Raw genomic sequence first — 18,504 nt, 5'->3', positions numbered from 1 at the left:
AGGTTACTGGAGAATGCTATGCGGCAGGTTATCCGCTTGCGCCAGGCGCCGGCCCTCTGGCCTCGCCTCGGGGCCGGATTCGTGGAAGACCGCGATGCTAGGGTTGCTGTCGTGGGAAAAACTAGGCACGAACCGTCCGTTGTCCATTTCTTTGATTGCGCGGACGTCGGCAAGACGTTGGTCTCTTATGGCAGGCGGGGAGGATACAACTGGCGGCATCGTCCCGCCCTTGCCCCTGGCCAAGGCGGTGCAGTTCCCTCGGGGGCCTTCCAGACCAAGTACACCAACGTGTCCTGGCGGATACGCCGGACGGTGGAAGCACTTCGCGCTGATCTGATGCACGTCCATTTCGGCACCCGTGGCGGGGTCGCCAACAGTAGGCCGGTCATCCCCTTCGTTATGCACTGGCACGGCACGGACATCCGCACCACGTACCACACACCGAAAGGGCGCCCGAACGTCCAGTGGGGGGCGGATCATGCGGCTGCGGTCGTGTACTCGACTCCGGATTTGCGGCAGCATGCTGAACCTGTCCGGTTTGATGCGATTTATCTGCCGAATCCGGTGGACTTTGCTGAGTTGCCGGCCTGGACTCCGGCCGGTCCGCCGCGGGTGGTTTTTGCCTCACGCTGGGAAAATTCAAAAGGAGGGGTTGAACAGCTCAAAGTTGCCGCTGCCATTAGGGACGTAGTGCAGGGTGAGGTGGTCCTTGAAGGACTCGACTGGGGCAACATGGCATCGGAGGCAGAGGCGTTAGGCGTGCGCCTAGTCCCGCGGATGCCCAAAGCAGCTTACCTGCAGTGGATGTCGGGAGCTCATTGCATCGTCGGACAGTCGAGCGGGATCATGGGGATGAGTGAGCTGCAGGCCCTGTCGATGGGTGTTCCGGTGCTGATGAACCTTGGTGAGGGTTATTACGTGGACGCGCCTGTGCTTGAGGGTGACGGGCCTGAGGGTTTGGCGGCCCAGGCTCGTCACGTCTTGGAGGACCCGTTGGCGGTCTCGGCGCAGGCCAATGCCCGGGCATGGGTTGAGAAGTACCACGGCCCGGACGCGGCAGTGGAGAAGCTGGCGGGCATCTACCGCGGCGTCATGGCCGGACACTGACCCCGGCACCAACAAAACTGCACATGAAGAAGGCGGTTCCCTAAAGCCACAGGGGAACCGCCTTCTTCATGCCGTCAGGCCTTAGCTACCGCCGGAGGTCGACGACACGGTGGTGGCCGAGCCCACGGACCCGGCCACGAAGGACGTGCCCCACCGGCTGCCGGCCACCACCGGGTAGTAGCGCAGCTGTCCATCGGTCTGCACGGCCATCACGCCCTTGCTGGCCGTCCCGGCAAAGCCCTTGTTGGCGGAGAACTGGCGGAATGACTGCCACCCGCTGCCGACGGTTCTCCTCGCTTCCGAGATGAACCCGATCGCGCCGGTGGAGCGGTAGAGCCGCATGGCACCAGCGGTGTTGATGGCCAGCAGGTCCTGCTTGCCGTCGGAATCGAAGTCGATCATGGCGAGTTTCAGACCCGACCAGCCGGACCCGAGGCGGACCGGGCCGCTGACGGTCCGTCCTGTCGCGTTCCCCCAGTAGTAGAGGGCCCCGTCGGCGCCGTACCCCAGCAGGCCCGGAAAGCGGGAACCGGAGACCCATTTGCCGGTGACCAGGGTGGTCTGCGCGAAGCCTGATGATGCAACCGTGAACGGCGTCGAAAAACCGCCGGACGCCGATCCTGGGTACAGGGACATCGTGCCGTTGGACCTCTGTGCGAGGACGTCGGCAATGCCGTCACTGTTCCAGTCCACAACGTTCAGGGACTTCATTCCGGACCAGCCGGTCCCGATCTGGTAGGGGCTGCTGACGGAGGAATTCCCTGCAGGCCGGTTCCAGAGCCCCCCGGCCGTGTCGACGGTCAGGATGTCTGCAGTGCTGGTGATTGCGTGTCCGGGCACCAGGAGCCCGCTTCCCCCGATGAGGTGCCCGGTCCAGCCGGAGGACAGCACCGAGTGGGCACCCAGGGCGCCGGCTGTCAGCGGGTAGTAGCTCAACTGCCCGGCGCGGTCGCGGGCGAGGAGGCCGTTCGAGCCCGCGGCCGCGAAGCCCCTGATCGGGCTGATGCTGTTCATGGCGTTCCATCCGCTGGCCAGGAGCTTGCGGGCTTCGGAAACCAGCGTCCCTGTTCCGCCGGAGCGGTACAGCGTCATCCGGCCCAGATAGTCGACCGCCACGAGATCCTGGTTCCCATCGCCGTCGGCGTCCACCATGGAGATATCCGTGCGCGCGAATCCGGAGGCGACGCTGGTCGCGGGGGCGAGCGCCCCTCCGGAGGGGTTCGCATGGAACCGGACCGAGCCGTCTGCCCGCCGTACTACAACGCCGGGATATTTGGAGGCCTTGATCCAGGTACCGAAGGTGACGTCGGCTCCGGTCAGGCCGGAGGCCAGTACGGTGCGGGCGGCAAAGCCTCCGGCCGGCAGTCCGGTTTGGATTCCGAGTACGCCTGTAGTGCTCAGCGTGGCCAGGTCCTGGATGCCATCGGCGTTCCAGTCAGTCACGTGGATGGACGCGAGCCCGGTGAAGCCGGTGCCAATCTTCGTGGCGGTCCCCAGGGTGCCTGTACCTGAGCTTCGCCGGTAGACGTTACCCGAAGGATCAACGGTCACGACGTCGGAGGCCGAGGAGATCGAGGGGGTCACCGGCGTCGGAGCAGGGGGAGCCGTGCCGACGTTGATCGTTTCGCCGCCAGCGATGAGGTAGTTGTTCCAACCCGCGCCAATGGCACTGACGGGACCCCATGCGGAATTGCCGGGCACCGGATAATAGTAGAGCTGACCGTCGGCATTGCGGGCCATGAGGCCGTTGGTGCCGGCCCCCTTGAAGTTCGTGGTGACGGTTACGCTCGTCATGTTGTGCCAGCCGCTGCCGATGGTCCTGCGGGCTTCGGCGATAAAGGCTCCGCTGCCGTTCGTCCGGTACAGCAACATCTCGCCGCCAGGCCTTTGCGCCAGGACGTCCTGGTTGCCGTCGCCGTCGAAATCGATCATCGTGAGGTTAAGGCCGCCCCAGCCCTGACCGATCGTTGTTCCTCCGCTGACACCGGCGCCTGAGTTATTCTGCCAAAGGCGCAGCACGCCAGAGTCATCACGGCTGATGATTTGCGGGTAGTAGCTGCTGTTGAACCAATATCCGACCGTCAGATGGTAGTTGCCCCAGCCCGACGCCGCGAGGACAGGGCCGGTGGCAAAACCTCCGGCCGCGATCCCCAGGTAGATGTTGACCCGCCCGGTCTTCCACTGGGCAATCAGGTCTAAGACGCCGTCGGCGTTCCAGTCAATGGCGTTGATGGACCGCAGCCCGCTCCAGCCGACGCCGATCTGCTTCCGGGTGCGGAATGTCCCGTTGCCAGTCGCCGGATAATCCCAGAGGACACCGGAGGAGTCGGCTGCCACCACGTCGCCCAGTGACGTGATGGAGGGGGTGGGCACGGCGCCGTCCGCCTTGGAGGCGAACTTCCGGAGGCTGGCGAGGTCTCCGTTCCAGGCATTGGAATCGCCGGCGAACGGCCCGGTGGCACTGTACTGCCAGACGCTGTATGTGCCCCATCCGTTGGGCATGGAGCCCACGTAGCGTGAATAGGACGCCAGATGCAGCGGCTGGCGGCTGAAGGCGCCCGAATTGCCGGTGCACTGGGTCCACCAGTCGGTGGTGGTGTAGATCATGGGCAGGCGCCCGGTCCGGGCGAGCACCCTGTTGGAGAAAGCCGCGATCCAGTTGACCATCGCCGCCTGGCTCAGGTTGTAGCAAGTGTTGCCCAAGGAAGAGTAAGGGTTGTACTCAATATCCAGCAGCGGGGGCATGGTTTTCCCGTCACCGCTCCAGCCGCCGCCGTTGTTGACGAAGTAATCGGCCTGGGCTGCGGCGGTTGAGACACCGGGCAGGGCGAAGTGATATGCCCCGCGAATCATGCCGGAGGCGAGCGCCCCGCCGTACTGGCTTCCGAAGTACGGGTTTTTGTACGTGGTTCCCTCGGTGGCTTTCACGTAGGCAAACCGTGCCCCCATGCTGTACTGCGCGGCCCAGTTGACACTTGTCTGGTGGCTGCTGACGTCCAGGCCCTGCACGCCGGGTGCCATCCATGTGTTGGCCGCTTCGGTGGAGATCGCGTTAAGGGACGACGCCGTGGACTGCTTTGCGAACGTAGCGGCCCGGCGCTTGACGCCCTGGCCGAGGTAGGCGCCGTCCCTGCCGATTTCGGCGCGGAGCGCTGTCATGTCGATCTGGGCCGGCGTGGGCTCTGCTGCTGGTTTGGCTGTCTCCGAAGGCGGCGAGGAGGCTTCCCGAGAGGCTGGGTCCGTCGGGGAAGGCGACACTGCTTGAGCGGGGAGTCCGCCACCCAGGCAGAGCATCGTGGACAGCAGCGCTGTGCCGCCCACGAGTCCAAGCCGCCTCACGTTTGCCGTGAGCGCTGCGGAGATCCTGTTGTTGGGGGAACGCTGCATCTAATACTCCGTAGCCTTCAAATTCCGGGCAGAGAGCCGGCTCGTGGCTGACGTCTTCGCCGTCTTGAGTCCCATCACGCCGGCGGCGATGTAGGCGGCCATCCTAACACTGAAGGTGCTGATGTTACTAATGTTGCTCCTGTGATTCCTGCTATAGGGCCCTGGGGTGCCGGGGGCTCCTGTCAAGCGGAGACGGGAACACGCGCCCCGGTTTTTCGGCGGTGCCGGGACCCCGCATAAAATGAGGGCCATGAAGGTTTTGGTTACCGGCGGCGCCGGCTACATCGGATCACACACGGCTCTCTGCCTGCTCGAGGACGGACATGACGTCGTCGTGCTGGACAACCTCATGAACTCGAACATCGAGGCAGTCCGCCGTGTTGAAGAACTCGCCGGCAAGAAGGTGGAGTTCCGCGAGGCCGACCTGCTCGACGCCGAGGCTGTCGACGAGGTCTTCGCGGAAGGTGGCTTCGGCGCCGTCATCCACTTCGCGGGCCTGAAAGCCGTCGGTGAGTCCGTGGCGAAACCGCTCTGGTACTACAGGAACAACGTAGTGGGCACGCTCAACCTCCTCGAGAGCATGGAGAAGGCCGGCGTCCGGCGGCTGGTCTTTAGTTCCTCGGCCACGGTATATGGCGCTTCCGAGCACGTTCCCCTCATTGAGAAGTCCCCGCTGGATGCGACCAATCCCTACGGCCGGACGAAAGAGCAGATCGAGGACATCCTGTCCGACCTGAGCGAGGCCGACCCGCGGTGGAGCGTCGCGCTGCTGCGCTACTTCAATCCCGTTGGTGCACACGAATCAGGGCGTATCGGCGAAGACCCCCGCGGTATCCCCAACAACCTGCTGCCTTTCGTCGCCCAGGTTGCAGTGGGGCGGCGGGAGAAGGTCATGGTGTTCGGTAACGACTACCCTACGCCGGACGGTACAGGGGTCCGTGACTACATCCACGTCATGGACCTGGCGGCCGGCCACCTGGCAGCCCTGAACTACCTGCAGACGAAGACCGGTTCGTTCCGGTGGAACCTTGGAACCGGCCGCGGTTCGTCCGTCCTGGAGGTCATTGAAGCCTTCGGCGCTGCCGCGGGGCACCCGGTTCCCTATGAGTTTGCACCGCGTCGGCCGGGTGACGCCGCCGTGAGTTACGCCGACCCCTCGGCAGCCCTGGCGGATCTTGGATGGTCCGCGCACCGTGACCTGGCGCAAATGTGTGCTGACCACTGGCGCTGGCAGAGTGCAAACCCTTACGGCTACGCAGGGACGGAAGCAACAGAACCGGTCGCTGCGTCAGGCACGACGTAGATTTATGGAGCCCATTCAGAGTTATGTCTCTGAACCAGGCCGCGCTGACAGATCCTATCCGGTAGGGGAGTCCGGCCAGAGCAGGCCGGCCAGTCCCGGCCGGTCCGGGGCCGTGGATTTTCTTCGGGTCCTGGGGATTGTGGCCGTTGTTGCCGGGCATGTGGCTGCCTGGGGCGGTCCTTTGACTCGGGAAATGCTGTACACATGGCACGTGCCGTTGTTCTTCTTTCTGTCCGGCTACTTCTGGTCAGCGAACAGGACCCTGAAATCGGAGATCACTAATCGCACAAAATCACTGCTGGTCCCTTACTTGTTTTGGCTGGTGGTGGTGGGCGCGTGGTGGATAGCGCAGTTGGACGTGATTGGGCCTTCGACGTTTAGCAGACTCCTGCAGGGTGGATCACGGCTCACCGGCCCGTTTGCTGCGTTCTGGTTCGTCACGGCACTTTTTGTGACGGTAGTGCTTCTTCGCGCCATGCAGCGGTTCCCGCTCGTGCTTCAATGGGCGGCGGCTCTCGCTGCTCTTGCCGTGACCTACGCCGACAGCGCCCTGGTCGCGCGGATTCCGCTGGCTGCGGGTGTGGGATGCACTTGCCTTGTTTTCGTGCTGGCTGGACGTGCATTCAAGAGGCTAAGGAGCCGGGTAGAGCGGCCATTGATTACCGGAACTCTTCTGCTCCTGGGATCTGCTGCCGCGACCATGGCAGGGTGGTCGTCATACCTTGACCTCAAGAGCGCAAAGCTCGGAGTGCCAGTAGTCACCGTCGTTGTTGCTGTCGCTATTTGCGCCGGAATGGTGCTCACTACGGAGGCTCTTATTCCACTGGCCGGAGCGCGGTTTGCCGCCGGGGTATCCATGCTGGCCAGATGCGGCCTGCTGGTTGTTCTTACGCACGCACTTCTCCTGGCAGTTCTGGTGCAGTTGAACGCGGACACCTGGACCGTGTTTGCCGGATCACTCGTCGTCCCCTGGCTGGTCGCCGTGCTCGTTTTCCGGACGCCCCTGTCGCCCCTGATGTTGGGCACTCCTAAAGCTGGCAAGCCGCGGTCAACGCGGTCCGCGATGCTATCCCATTAGTCCTGGTCCTGGCTTCGCCTGCCAACGGCAGGGGGATCAGTTATCCACAATTGCGCCTTTTCTCTGTATTCGCCGGAAGCAATCATTTAGCTTTAACCCAGATGTACTGCCTCCGCTGGGGCCGGCAGTCGTTCGGGGGAATTCATGGATGCAGTGCGCATTGTCGAGGATGAAGTCCGGGAGCTGATTCGTCGGCGGGGTCTCGATCCGTTGCACCAGACTGCCGAGGTCAGGCGGCTCGTTGAGGCGGCGGTGACGGACTATGACGAGCGCGCCCTTATGGGTCCGCTTCCGCCCCTTGGACCGCTGGAGTCAGCACGCAGGTTTGTCTTTGATGCCGTGGCCGGATTCGGCCCCATCCAGCCATTGCTGGATGATCCGGGGATCGAGGAGATCTGGATCAATGCACCCACGGAAATCTACGTCGCGCGGAACGGCGAATCCGAACTCACCTCACTGAGCCTTACGGACCAGCAGGTCCGGGACCTGGTCGAACGCATGCTGAAGAGCTCCGGCCGGCGCCTGGACATCTCATCTCCGTTCGTGGACGCCGCGCTGCCGGACGGGGCCCGCCTGCACGTGGTCATTCCTGACGTTACGCGGCGCCATTGGGCGGTCAACATCCGCAAGTTCGTTGTGAAGGCGAGCCGGCTGGATCATCTCGTGGAGCTGGGCACCCTGACCCCGCATGCTGCGCGGTTCCTGGGCGCCGCCGTCGCGAGTGGACTCAACATCCTGGTCTCAGGGGCGACGCAGGCAGGCAAGACCACACTGCTGAACTGCCTTGCGGCCAGCATCGGCAGCCGGGAGCGCGTCATCACTGTTGAGGAGATCTTCGAACTGCAGTTTCCGCTGCGGGACGTCGTCGGGCTGCAATGCCGGCAACCCAACTTGGAAGGTGAAGGGGAGATTCCGCTCCGCCGGCTGGTCAAGGAAGCTCTCAGGATGCGGCCCGACCGCCTGGTGGTGGGGGAGGTCCGGGAAGCAGAGAGTCTCGACATGCTGATTGCCCTTAACAGCGGCCTCCCCGGGATGTGCACCGTCCACGCAAATTCTGCACACGACGCCGTGACCAAACTGTGCACCCTGCCCTTGCTCGCCGGGGACAACATTTCCAGCGCGTTCGTGGTCCCCACCGTGGCCTCCTGCATCGATCTGGTTGTTCACTGCACCAGGCTTGCCAACGGGCGCAGGCAGGTGACCGAAATCCTCTCCCTGGGCAGGCGGGTCGAGAACGGAATCATCGAGTCCTCCATGATCTTTTCGATGGTCGACGGCCTGCTGGAGCCGACGGCCAACACCATGCCGGCGGAGCATAAATTCGCCCGGGCAGGCTATGAGGTCGCGGCTCTACTGGATCCGCGCTGATGGCTGCGCTGCTGGGGGTTCTGACGGGTGCCGGATTGTTCCTCATCTGGTGGTCGGCCTGGGACCAGCCCGCCCGCCCCAAACGAGGACCGCGGCCCAGCCGCCTCCATGACCTGCTGTTGTCCGCGGGCATTGAAAAGGTCACCGGTGCGGGTCTCATCGGGACGTGCCTGGGTCTTGGTGCTTTTGCCACGCTGGCGTTCTTTGCAGTGAGCCGGTCCTGGCCCATTTCCGTTTGCTTTGGCCTGTTCGGCGGCTGGCTTCCGGTGGCGGTGGTGAAATGGCGGGCCAAACGGCGCAGCGCCGTCCTGCGGCGGGTATGGCCCGACGTCGTTGATCACCTGAGATCGGCCATCCGGGCCGGGCTGTCCCTGCCGGAAGCACTCATACAGCTGGGCGACAAGGGACCGGAGGAGCTGCGGCACGTGTTTCGCGACTTCGGTTCGGATTACCGCTCGGGCGGCCAGTTCGATGCATCCCTGAACAGACTCAAGGAACGGCTGGCGGACCCTGTCGCGGACCGCATCATCGAGGCGCTCAGGCTGACCAGGGAAGTGGGCGGCTCCGATCTCGGCAAGCTGCTTGGGACCCTCGCTGAGTTCCTGCGGGAAAATGCGCGGACCCGGAGCGAGCTTGAGGCGCGGCAGTCATGGACGGTGAACGCAGCCCGGCTCGCTGTTGCGGCCCCGTGGTTCGTCATGCTGCTGCTGGTCAGCCGTCCGGAGGCCGTGGCTGCCTACAACACGCCGATAGGGGCAGCCGTGCTGTTGGGAGGACTGGTGGTTTCGCTGGTGTGCTATTCGGTCATGCTGAAGATCGGAGCCCTGCCTGAGGAAGAGAGGGTCTTGCGATGAGCACGGTGCCAGCGGCCGCGATCGTCTGCGGTGTACTCCTGGGCGGCGGACTGTGGCTCCTCCTGGTCAGACTCCCGTTCATGCGTTCTGTCAGTTTCGTCGAACGCATCGAACCACAGCTCCGGTCCCAAAACCTCGAATCGAGGCTTCTGCGGGCGGAGGAGCGGGTCATCACTCCGTTTGGTCCCCTCGAACGCATACTCCGTCCGCTGATCCAGGAAGCCACTGCCAAACTGGCCCGGCTCAACCTCGGATCCGCAGCCCTCGGCCGAAGGCTCGCCCAGGCCCGTATCGACAAGTCGCCGCTGGACTTCCGTGCCCAGCAGCTCTTCTGGGCACTGTGCGCGTTCATTGCCGCTGTCGGCGTGATCGTCCTGGCAGCATTGGCCGGCAGATTCAGTCCCGTCCTGGCCGTGGCAGTCTCAGTCGGCTGTGGAGTTGGCGGATTCCTCTTCCGTGATTACTGGCTGGGGGTGCAGATCAGGCGGCGGGAAGAGCGGATGCTGGCCGAGTTCCCGAGCCTGGCGGAAATGATTGCGCTCGCGGTCGGGGCGGGGGAAAGCGCCACCGGCGCACTCGACCGTGTGTGCCGGACAGCCCGGGGTGAGCTCTCCGAAGAGTTCGGCAGGGTCCTGAGCGAAACCCGGGCAGGAAAGCCCCTGGTGGAGGCGCTTCAGGAGTTTTCCGCGCGTACTGATCTCGGGCCGCTTATCCGCTTTGTCGACGGCATCATCGTGGCGGTGGAGCGCGGAACCCCACTGGCCGAGGTGCTGCGGGCCCAGGCCCAGGACGTCCGGGATACCGCGAAGCGCGAGCTGATGGAGTCTGCCGGCAAGAAGGAAATCGCGATGATGGTGCCGCTTGTCTTCGGCGTGCTGCCCCTGACAGTGGTGTTCGCCGTGTTCCCCGGAATAGCGGCCCTCAGCCTGAATTTTTGACGCCATTGTTCCGGCAACGGCCGGCGGTGGCGATGCCCAACAAATCATGCCCAACAACCGCTCCTAACAAGAAACGACTCGCAGAAGAGGGAAGCACATGACATTCATGGCCCGGCACGGACTTGCACTTCTCGCCTCAGTGGTTGCGCTGATTGGCCACTCGGAAGCGGTCCCGCGACCCCGGAGGACTACGGCGCACGTGGATCATCCTGAGCGCGGGGACGTGCCCGGTTGGGTCATGATCACTCTGATGTCGGCGGTGCTTGTTGCCGCGTTGCTGGCCCTGGCGGGTCCTGCCCTGGAAGCCATGTTCAATCAGGCAATGGACACGGTCGGAAAGTAGTCCGCAACGTGACCGGCGCAGACAACCCCGGAAGCGAACGGGGTGCCGCAGTGGTTGACTTTGTGCTCGTCGGCGCCCTGCTGGCCATGTTTTTTGTCTCCATCATCCAGCTCGCGCTCGTCCTGCACGTGCGGAACACACTCATCGATGCGGCGGCGTCCGGCGCGCGGTACGGGACCCTGGCTGACCGTAGCGCGGACGACGCCAGGCGCCGCACCGGTGAACTCATCGCAACGGCACTCAACCCGGATTTTGCCCGCGACATCCAAACCCGTGAGGTCGTCTTCCAGGGGCTGCGGACGCTGGAGGTAACCGTCAGGGCTCCGCTGCCGGTCATCGGTCTGATCGGCCCGCGCGAAGGTCTGGAGGTTTCGGGCCATGCCGCGATCACCGGCTGACAGAGGGCGCCGCCTCACGAGCCGCCTCACCGGCAGCGTCGCGGGCAGGTTCCGGGATGCCTTAGGCGACGGCGGCGAGCGGGGGAGTGCCGTCGTGGAGTTCACCTTCCTGGGACTGCTCCTCATGGTCCCAGTGGTCTACTTCATCATCACCGTTGGCCAGATTCAGGGCGGCTCGTTTGCCGTGGTGGGCGCAGCGGACCAGGCGGCCAAAGTCTTCGTGGCCCAGCCGGATGCGTCGCAGGGCCGGGCGGCAGCAGAGCAGGCCGCCATGGTGGCCCTTGCCGATTACGGCCATCCCGCCGGAAACGCCCGCATTGAGGTTCACTGTGACTCCGGCGGCGACTGCAGCGCGGCAGGCTCCGCGGTCACCGTCACCGTAGGGCTGACCGTACCGCTGCCCTTCGTGCCCTTTGGGGAAGCACTCCGGCTCAACGCCGGCGAGCTGAGCGCTTCGGCCACCCAGGTCGTGGGCAGGTTCCGTTGACGCGTCCCGCGCCGGACGGCGCCGCAGGGGGACCACCGAAAACGAGCAGCCACGAGGACGGGCAAATGACGGTCCTCATCATCGGCTTCGTCATGCTGGCCCTGCTGGTCAGCACCGTGGTCATGGCCGCTTCGAGCCTCTACATCGAGCACAAGAAGCTTCTCTCGCTCGCGGACGGCGCCTCGGTGGCCGCTGCCGACTCCTATACTCTGGGGCAGGTCGAAACGGCCGGCGGGACCCCGTCGGCCCTGCTGAACGGCCAAAGAGTCCGGAACGTCGCCGCGGACTACCTCAGCCGCAACGGTGCCTTCGGCCGCGTCGACGGGCTGGCCGTCGCGGCCGGAACGGGGACGCCCGACGGCTCCACCGCCGTCGTGGTTCTCAGCGCCACCGTGCATCCGCCGGTGGTCAACTTCCTCGTACCGGACGGCATACCCATTACGGCCTCGTCCACCGCACGCTCGCGGCTGACCCGCTAACCCCGCAGCGGCCGCCGCACTGGCGGCCGGCACAGCCGGTGAGGGCGGATAGCGTACGCTTAAACAACCATGGCTCAAATTGATTTTGCTGCAGAAATCCGCGCGCTGCGCGGCACCTATACCTCCATCGAAAAGGTCACCGATGTCGAGGCGCTCAAGGAAGAGATCGCAGAACTGAGCGAGCGGGCCGGCGAGCCGGACCTCTGGGACGACCCCGCAGCCGCCCAGGTCATCACGTCCAGGCTTTCGCACCGCCAGTCCGAGCTGGAGCGGCTGAACACCCTGGCGTCCCGGATTGACGACCTCGAGGTGCTGGTGGAGCTCGGCCAGGACGAGGACGACGCCGACTCCATGGGGGAGGCCGAGACGGAGCTTGAGGCCATCCGCAAATCCCTGAAAGACCTTGAGGTCGTCACCCTGCTGTCCGGCGAGTATGACGAGCGTGAGGCGGTGGTGACCATCCGCTCCGGCGCCGGCGGCGTCGATGCCGCGGACTTCGCTGAAATGCTGTTGCGCATGTACCTGCGGTGGGCGGAGCGCCACGGCTACCCCACCACCGTCATGGACACCTCCTACGCGGAAGAGGCGGGCCTGAAGTCTGCCACCTTCGAGGTCAATGCCCCTTACGCTTTCGGCACCCTGAGCGTCGAGGCGGGAACACACCGGCTGGTCAGGATCAGCCCCTTCGACAACCAGGGCCGCCGGCAGACGTCCTTCGCCGCCGTCGAAGTCATTCCCCTCATTGAGCAGACGGACTCCATCGACATCCCGGACAACGAAATCCGTGTTGACGTCTTCCGTTCGTCGGGCCCCGGCGGCCAGTCGGTCAACACCACTGACTCCGCCGTCCGCCTGACCCACATCCCCACGGGCACGGTAGTGTCCATGCAGAATGAAAAGTCGCAGCTGCAGAACCGCGCCGCCGCGATGAGGGTGCTCCAGTCGAGGCTTCTGCTGCTGAAGAAGGAGCAGGAGGACGCGGAAAAGAAGGCTCTGGCCGGGGACGTCAAGGCGTCCTGGGGCGACCAGATGCGCTCCTACGTCCTCAACCCGTACCAGATGGTCAAGGACCTCCGAACGGAACACGAGGTGGGCAACACCTCCGCCGTGTTCGACGGCGCCATCGACGACTTCATCGAAGCCGGGATCCGCTGGCGTACTGACAACCGCAACGCGGAACGGTAGGCACCCGCGGGGAAACGGAACCACCAATCCCGCGACACGCCCCTTCGACTCCCGCCTGCGCATGGCAGCCCGTGCGTATAGTCAAGAGGCCGGAGCCATACTTCCCCCTAGCGACAGCCCCCGCACCGGTTGCAGACCATGCCCATAAAGCCGCGTCCTGCAGGGTTTTAGGGTCATGATCCGTTTCGAAAATGTCACCAAGGTCTACGACCAGAAGGCCAGGCCCGCCCTGGATGCTGTCAGCCTTGAGATCGACCGTGGTGAATTCGCCTTCCTCGTAGGCGCGTCGGGATCCGGCAAGTCCACATTCCTGCGCCTGGTCCTCAAGGAAGACCGCGCGACGTCCGGCACCGTCTACGTCGCCGGCCAGAACGTGGCCAACATCTCCAGCTGGCGGGTGCCCCGCCTGCGCCGTGGAATAGGCGTGGTGTTCCAGGACTTTCGCCTGTTGCCGCAGAAAAACGTCTTCGCCAACGTCGCCTTTGCCATGCAGGTGATCGGCAAGAGCCGCAGCGTCATCCGCGACACCGTTCCCGAGGTGCTCAAGACCGTGGGCCTGGAGGGCAAAGAGAAGCGCATGCCCCACGAGCTCTCCGGCGGTGAGCAGCAGCGCGTGGCCATTGCCCGCGCCGTGGTCAACCGCCCCGGCATCCTGCTGGCCGACGAGCCCACCGGTAACCTCGACCCCACCACATCCATGGGAATCATGGGGGTCCTGGACAAGATCAACCAGAACGGCACCACCGTGGTCATGGCCACGCACGACGACGACATCGTCAATGAGATGCGCAAGCGCGTCGTGGAGCTCAAGAACGGCAAAGTCATCCGCGACGAAGCTCGGGCCCTTTACACGTCGATGATGCCGGTCGTCGGCCAGTCCCGAAGGCTCAAGGACGCCAGCGGCCGCGACGACGCCGGGGCTGCCCGCGGCCAGGCAGGGGAGGGCCGGCTGTGAGGCTCCAGTTCATCCTCGGCGAGATCGGCGGCGGCCTGCGGCGCAACCTGTCGATGGTCGTCTCCGTCATCCTGGTGACCTTCGTGTCCCTGACCTTTGTGGGCGCGGCCGGGATGCTCCAGCTTCAGATCAACCAGATGAAGGGCTACTGGTACGACAAGGTCCAGGTGGCCATCTTCCTTTGCGGTGAGGGGTCGACGGCCGCCGGCTGCGCCTCGGGACCCGTGACGGCCGAACAGCAGGACAACCTCCGGACCCTGCTGGCGTCGCCCGCGGTGGCCCAGTACATCAATGACTTCCAGTTCGAGTCGAAGGACGACGCCTACAAGCATTTCAAGGAGCAGTTCTCCAACTCTCCCATCGTCGATTCGGTCACACCGGACCAGCTTCCCGCCTCGTTCCGGATCAACATGAAGGACCCGGAGAAGTACCAGATCATCAGCGAGACCTTCTCCTCCCAGCCGGGCGTGGAAACCGTCATCGACCAGCGGCAGGTCCTGGAGCGGCTCTTCTCCGTGATGAACGCGGCCTCCCTCGTGGCAGTCATCATCGCCGGGGTGATGACGGTCTGTGCGATCCTCCTCATCGCCACCACGATCCGGCTCTCGGCATTCAGCCGGCGGCGGGAGACGGGCATCATGCGGCTCGTCGGCGCCTCAAAGATGGTCATCCAACTGCCCTTCATCCTCGAGGGCGTGATCGCCGCTGTCATCGGCGCCGCCCTCGCATCCGGAACATTGTGGGCGGTGGCCCACTTCTTCCTGGGTGAGTACCTGTCCAAACAGTATCCGGACACAGCGTTCATCTCCCCGGCCCAGACCCTGCTCCTTGTCCCGGCCCTCGTTGGGCTGGGCGTGGTTCTGGCGGGTACTTCATCTCTGCTCACGCTCCGCCGATACTTGAGGGTGTAGGCCATGCTCATTGAAGGAATGCCCATGACCAGTTCCGGCGGGCCCAGGCGCCAGCGCAGGATCCTCAGCGCCGCCGTGGCACTGATGCTGGCCGCAAGCCTCGGCGCGTCGGCTCCCGCCGCCTTCGCGGACGAGCTTGAAGACCAGCAGGCCGCACTGAAGGAAGAAGCCGCCCGGGTCCAGCAGTCACTCGAGTTCGTCGACGCCAAAATTTCCAAGGCTGCCGCCGACCTCGTGATCTACCGCGGACAGCTTCCGGCTGCCCAGCAGGCGCTCCTCGAGGCCCAGGGCCGGGTGGCCAGTGCGGTCAAGGAAGTGGAGGCCCTCGCTGCCAGGGTGGACCTCGCACAGCAGAACAAAGCCAAAATCACGCAGCAGCTCGATGCGGACAAGCAGAAGATTGCCAGCACCAAGAAGCTGATCGGCCAGATCGCGACGCAGGCTTACAAGTCGGGCGGTGTGCCCTCCGACCTCACGCTGTTCTTCGGTTCCAACAACACCGGCAGCCTCACTGAAACGATGGACCTGGCCGACCAGGCGCTGCGCAGCCAGAACTCCGCGATGGACAAGCTCACGCAGCAGAACGCCACCAACGTGAACTCGCAGGCCCGCCTGCAGGCGGTGGAAGCCGAGATCAAGGATCTCAAGGCCAAGGCCGACGCGGCGCTTGCCAAGGAGAAGGCTGCCCGTGACGAAGCCGCCGCCAAGAAGGCCAAGGTGGATAAGCTCATCGCCGACACCGCGCGCCTGAACAAGGAACTTGAGGCCGCCAAGCCCGGAATCCAGAAGAAGCTGGCCGGCGTCAAGGCGCGCCAGGACGCCGTCGCCGCCGAAATCAAAGAGCGTGACCGCAGGCTGCGCGAGGCGTGGCTCGCCGAGCAGCGGCGGATCGCCGCTGCCGCCGCCGCGGCGGCGAAGGCCAAGGGCGAGCAGCCCAAGCCTTACGTGCCGCCCGTGGCAGGTCCGCCGTCGGCCTTTGGCCTCCGCAACCCGTTCTCCGGCGGTGTGCCCATCACGTCCGGTTTTGGGTGGCGTGCGACGCCGCCCGGCACCATCGACTTCTACGGCGCCGGCGGATACATGCACACCGGCATCGACTTCGGTGCCGCCTGCGGCACTCCGGTTTATGCGGCCGCCGCCGGCACCGTCTTCTCCGCCGGCTGGGCGGACGACGGCGGCGGAAACAACGTCAAGATCTCGCACGGCGTGGTCCAGGGCAACTCGCTGACGACGATCTACTACCACAACACCAGCGTGGTGGTCTCATCGGGACAGCAGGTCAGCCAGGGCCAGCTCATCGCCTACTCGGGCACCACCGGCAATTCCACGGGCTGCCACTCGCACTTTGAGACATGGCTGAACGGCGAGGCCGTTGACCCGATGCGCCTGCTCTGACCAGGGAGCAGCCGGTGCACCTGCCGTAGAATAGTAAGACTGTGTTCCTGCGCCGCCGGAGCAGCAAGTACCGAGAACCGAGGAGTTGAACCGTGCCCAAAGAAAGTGGCCGTAAAGTCGTGGCCACCAACCGGAAGGCCCGGCACGACTATCATGTCCTGGATACCTACGAGGCCGGGATCGCACTGATGGGGACAGAGGTGAAGTCCCTTCGCGAAGGTCACGCATCCATGGTGGACGGGTTCTGCATGTTCTACAACGACGAGCTCTGGATGGAAGGCATCCACATCCCTGAATATAACCAGGGCAGCTGGACCAACCATGCGGCTCGGCGGCGGCGGAAACTCCTGCTGCACCGCGAGGAACTCACCAAGATCTCGCATAAGATCCGTGAATCGGGCTTCACTATTGTTCCGCTGCAGCTGTACTTCCTGGACGGCCGCGCCAAGGTGGAAATCGGAATCGCCCGCGGTAAGAAGGACTACGACAAGCGCCAGACGCTCCGCGAGCAGCAGGACAAGCGCGAGGCCCTGCGGGCCATGCGGGAACGCAACCGCCGGTAGGAATTATTCGCGGCAGGTATGCGTTACAATGGATAGTCCGGCAGGCGGGTGCTGACCTTCCAGCCGGTTTGGTAACAAAATACGGGGATGATCGGTTTCGACGATGTTAGTCGCGACAGGTGAAGCGGGCCGAGGATGCAGAATTATCTCGTAAACGCTTTCTGCAAACCAATAAGTGCCGAATCTAAGCGCACTGACTTCGAACTCGCTGCCTAAGCAGTAGTTCAGTCCGTCAGCCCGGGGTTGCTATCGCCCCGGTTCCTGGCGTCATTTAGATAGCCACTGCTGTTTGCTCCCGTCATCGGAGTAAGCGGGACTTTTAGATGACTGGGCCCGGATCAGCCGCCTGTTTGCAGGACGGCTGGGGCCGAGAAAATCCGACGCAAACTGCGCCCGGAGAAGCCCTGACAACACGACATCGGACGGGGGTTCAATTCCCCCCATCTCCACCAATGTGAGCCCCGGAAGCCCTGAGCTTCCGGGGCTTTCTTTTTGCCTGTTGGCCAAGAACCCCACTTTGTGGGTTATAGGACAAAACGTGTGTAAATCCCGGGTGTGTCATGTGCGTCCTGCCCATCCTTTCCGGGTCCAGAGGCCTTCTTCGGCGCTGAGTCCGCTGCTGTAGCGTTCGGGGCCTGGATCGTCTTCAGTGCTGGTGCCGGTGGTTGGTTTTGGCGGCTGGTGGTGCTGGGCTTTGATGAGTTTCGCCGGCGGCATGGGTTGTTCGCTGTGGAGGTAGAGGTACCACTCGATGGCGCGTTTTCGGTGCTCTTCGCTCATCCCGCGGTGTGACCGCAGCAGCAGCCGTAGCTGGGCGTTGGTGCCGCCTTCAATCCGGTTGGTCGTGGACGCGATCTCGAGTCCGGCGAATTCGGTGCGCAGGTAGGTGAACAGCGTCCCGGCCTGGCTGAGCCGTTCCAGGAGCCGGTAGGCCTTGCGGAGCCGGTCGTGGGTGTACCACCAGGTCTGGTTGGCCCTGACCCATCCCGGAACGATGGGGTTGCCGTTGCGGTAGGTGCGGGCTTTGACGAGCTGCCCGTAACTCTGGTGCCAGTCGTTCAGCCCGCCCAGCCATGCCGCCGCTTCGGTGGCGGTGGTGATCCTGGTCAGGGTCCGGCCCAACCGCAGCAACGCCCGGCCCGCCTCGGTTCTGGGCCGGCCGGTGAGGTAGGTGCGGACGTTGCGCTGGACATGGACCAGGCAGCGTTGGACGGCGGTTTCACTCCAGCACTCGGACAGGGCCGCTGCTATCCCTGAACCGCCGTCTGTGATCACCACCGTCGGGGCCGGGAACCGGGCGAGCAAGGCCGCCCACGCGGCTTTCTTTTCGGTGTCGCACCACTGCCAGCCGAGCACGTAGTCCCCGGCGACAGCGATCAGGCAGCACCATGACCCGACGTAGATCCCGTCGACCTGGATCTGGTCATGGACCTCGCCCGTGACCGGGATCTGCGGCGTGATGTTCCAGCACCAGGCGGTGCGCCGACGGAAGGACCGCGCGGTGCCAAGCGACGCAACCCCTTGCTGGCTGCCGGTGCCGACCAGCCAGCCCAGAAAGGCGTCCAGCTCAGCCCGCAGGCTTACGTCCGGGCGCTCACCAGAACGGCTCGCCCCGCACGCCAGGCACCGGTAGCGCTGCTTACCCGCGGCCGTTTTTCCGTTCCGAACCAAACCCCGACCACAAATCAAACACTCCAGAGATATGCACGCACCCCAGCCACCCTAAGCTCCAAAAGCTTAGCCACCCCGGAAT

General features: G+C 64.4%; 17 protein-coding genes and 1 other RNA gene. 16 read left to right on the top strand and 2 right to left on the bottom strand.

The window, feature by feature from the left end; all coding sequences use genetic code 11:
* The first annotated feature begins 312 nt into the window (after window positions 1-312).
* Complete coding sequence (locus tag ACFTR6_RS01425; protein WP_377956617.1) at window positions 313-1,107, top strand: hypothetical protein; 795 nt, start codon at window positions 313-315, stop codon at window positions 1,105-1,107.
* Window positions 1,108-1,188: 81 nt separating this feature from the next.
* Here ACFTR6_RS01425 and ACFTR6_RS01420 read toward each other — a convergent pair whose 3' ends face one another.
* The gene (locus ACFTR6_RS01420; RefSeq protein WP_377956616.1) at window positions 1,189-4,494 is read right to left on the bottom strand and encodes a GH25 family lysozyme; all 3,306 of its coding nucleotides are present in this window, start codon (window positions 4,492-4,494) and stop codon (window positions 1,189-1,191) included.
* Window positions 4,495-4,744: 250 nt separating this feature from the next.
* On the opposite strand from ACFTR6_RS01420, the gene galE reads away from it, so the two are divergent.
* The 15 genes from galE to ssrA all read left to right on the top strand — a co-directional run bounded on the left by galE (window position 4,745) and on the right by ssrA (window position 17,203).
* The gene (galE, locus tag ACFTR6_RS01415) at window positions 4,745-5,797 is read left to right on the top strand and encodes a UDP-glucose 4-epimerase GalE (protein ID WP_377956615.1); all 1,053 of its coding nucleotides are present in this window, start codon (window positions 4,745-4,747) and stop codon (window positions 5,795-5,797) included.
* A 4-nt stretch (window positions 5,798-5,801) separates the two neighbouring features.
* The gene (locus tag ACFTR6_RS01410) at window positions 5,802-6,875 is read left to right on the top strand and encodes an acyltransferase family protein (RefSeq protein WP_377956840.1); all 1,074 of its coding nucleotides are present in this window, start codon (window positions 5,802-5,804) and stop codon (window positions 6,873-6,875) included.
* A 144-nt stretch (window positions 6,876-7,019) separates the two neighbouring features.
* Window positions 7,020-8,243: a CpaF family protein gene (locus tag ACFTR6_RS01405; RefSeq protein ID WP_377956614.1), complete on the top strand. Its 1,224-nt coding sequence runs from the start codon at window positions 7,020-7,022 to the stop codon at window positions 8,241-8,243.
* Entirely contained in the window at window positions 8,243-9,097 is an 855-nt protein-coding gene (locus tag ACFTR6_RS01400) for a type II secretion system F family protein (RefSeq protein WP_377956613.1), read from the top strand. Before ACFTR6_RS01405 ends, ACFTR6_RS01400 begins: the two co-directional genes overlap by 1 nt.
* Window positions 9,094-10,035 (top strand): type II secretion system F family protein, encoded by a 942-nt coding sequence (locus ACFTR6_RS01395; protein ID WP_377956612.1) that lies wholly within the window; start codon window positions 9,094-9,096, stop codon window positions 10,033-10,035. The genes ACFTR6_RS01400 and ACFTR6_RS01395 overlap by 4 nt, the downstream gene beginning before the upstream one ends.
* 106 nt (window positions 10,036-10,141) lie before the next feature.
* Window positions 10,142-10,378 carry a hypothetical protein gene (locus ACFTR6_RS01390; protein WP_377956839.1) on the top strand — a complete coding sequence of 79 codons (237 nt, stop codon included), beginning with the start codon at window positions 10,142-10,144 and terminating at the stop codon, window positions 10,376-10,378.
* Window positions 10,379-10,386: 8 nt separating this feature from the next.
* Window positions 10,387-10,776, top strand: a complete 390-nt coding sequence (locus tag ACFTR6_RS01385; protein ID WP_377956611.1) for a TadE family protein — start codon at window positions 10,387-10,389, stop codon at window positions 10,774-10,776.
* Complete coding sequence (locus ACFTR6_RS01380) at window positions 10,757-11,263, top strand: hypothetical protein (RefSeq protein WP_377956610.1); 507 nt, start codon at window positions 10,757-10,759, stop codon at window positions 11,261-11,263. Before ACFTR6_RS01385 ends, ACFTR6_RS01380 begins: the two co-directional genes overlap by 20 nt.
* 65 nt (window positions 11,264-11,328) lie before the next feature.
* A complete protein-coding gene (locus tag ACFTR6_RS01375) occupies window positions 11,329-11,742 on the top strand; it encodes a pilus assembly protein TadG-related protein (protein WP_076801847.1) in 414 nt (137 codons plus the stop codon).
* A gap of 69 nt (window positions 11,743-11,811) precedes the next feature.
* Complete coding sequence (gene prfB / locus ACFTR6_RS01370; RefSeq protein ID WP_076801853.1) at window positions 11,812-12,927, top strand: peptide chain release factor 2; 1,116 nt, start codon at window positions 11,812-11,814, stop codon at window positions 12,925-12,927.
* A gap of 175 nt (window positions 12,928-13,102) precedes the next feature.
* On the top strand, window positions 13,103-13,882 hold the full coding sequence (gene ftsE, locus ACFTR6_RS01365; RefSeq protein ID WP_076801855.1) for a cell division ATP-binding protein FtsE: 780 nt from the start codon (window positions 13,103-13,105) through the stop codon (window positions 13,880-13,882).
* Window positions 13,879-14,793, top strand: coding sequence for a permease-like cell division protein FtsX (gene ftsX, locus ACFTR6_RS01360; protein ID WP_076801858.1), 915 nt, complete (start codon window positions 13,879-13,881; stop codon window positions 14,791-14,793). The genes ftsE and ftsX overlap by 4 nt, the downstream gene beginning before the upstream one ends.
* Before the next feature lie 18 nt (window positions 14,794-14,811).
* The gene (locus tag ACFTR6_RS01355; protein ID WP_377956838.1) at window positions 14,812-16,188 is read left to right on the top strand and encodes a peptidoglycan DD-metalloendopeptidase family protein; all 1,377 of its coding nucleotides are present in this window, start codon (window positions 14,812-14,814) and stop codon (window positions 16,186-16,188) included.
* A gap of 92 nt (window positions 16,189-16,280) precedes the next feature.
* The gene (smpB, locus tag ACFTR6_RS01350) at window positions 16,281-16,751 is read left to right on the top strand and encodes an SsrA-binding protein SmpB (protein WP_076801863.1); all 471 of its coding nucleotides are present in this window, start codon (window positions 16,281-16,283) and stop codon (window positions 16,749-16,751) included.
* Between the two features lie 83 nt (window positions 16,752-16,834).
* Window positions 16,835-17,203, top strand: a transfer-messenger RNA (tmRNA) gene (ssrA, locus tag ACFTR6_RS01345).
* Between the two features lie 106 nt (window positions 17,204-17,309).
* Here ssrA and ACFTR6_RS01340 read toward each other — a convergent pair.
* Complete coding sequence (locus tag ACFTR6_RS01340; RefSeq protein ID WP_377956609.1) at window positions 17,310-18,440, bottom strand: IS1249 family transposase; 1,131 nt, start codon at window positions 18,438-18,440, stop codon at window positions 17,310-17,312.
* Window positions 18,441-18,504: the final 64 nt, after the last annotated feature.

The organism is Arthrobacter sp. NPDC057009 (genome assembly GCF_042673905.1).
In the GTDB taxonomy this organism is placed as follows: Bacteria; Actinomycetota; Actinomycetes; order Actinomycetales; family Micrococcaceae; genus Arthrobacter.
This window is presented reverse-complemented; position numbering and strand designations above follow the sequence as displayed.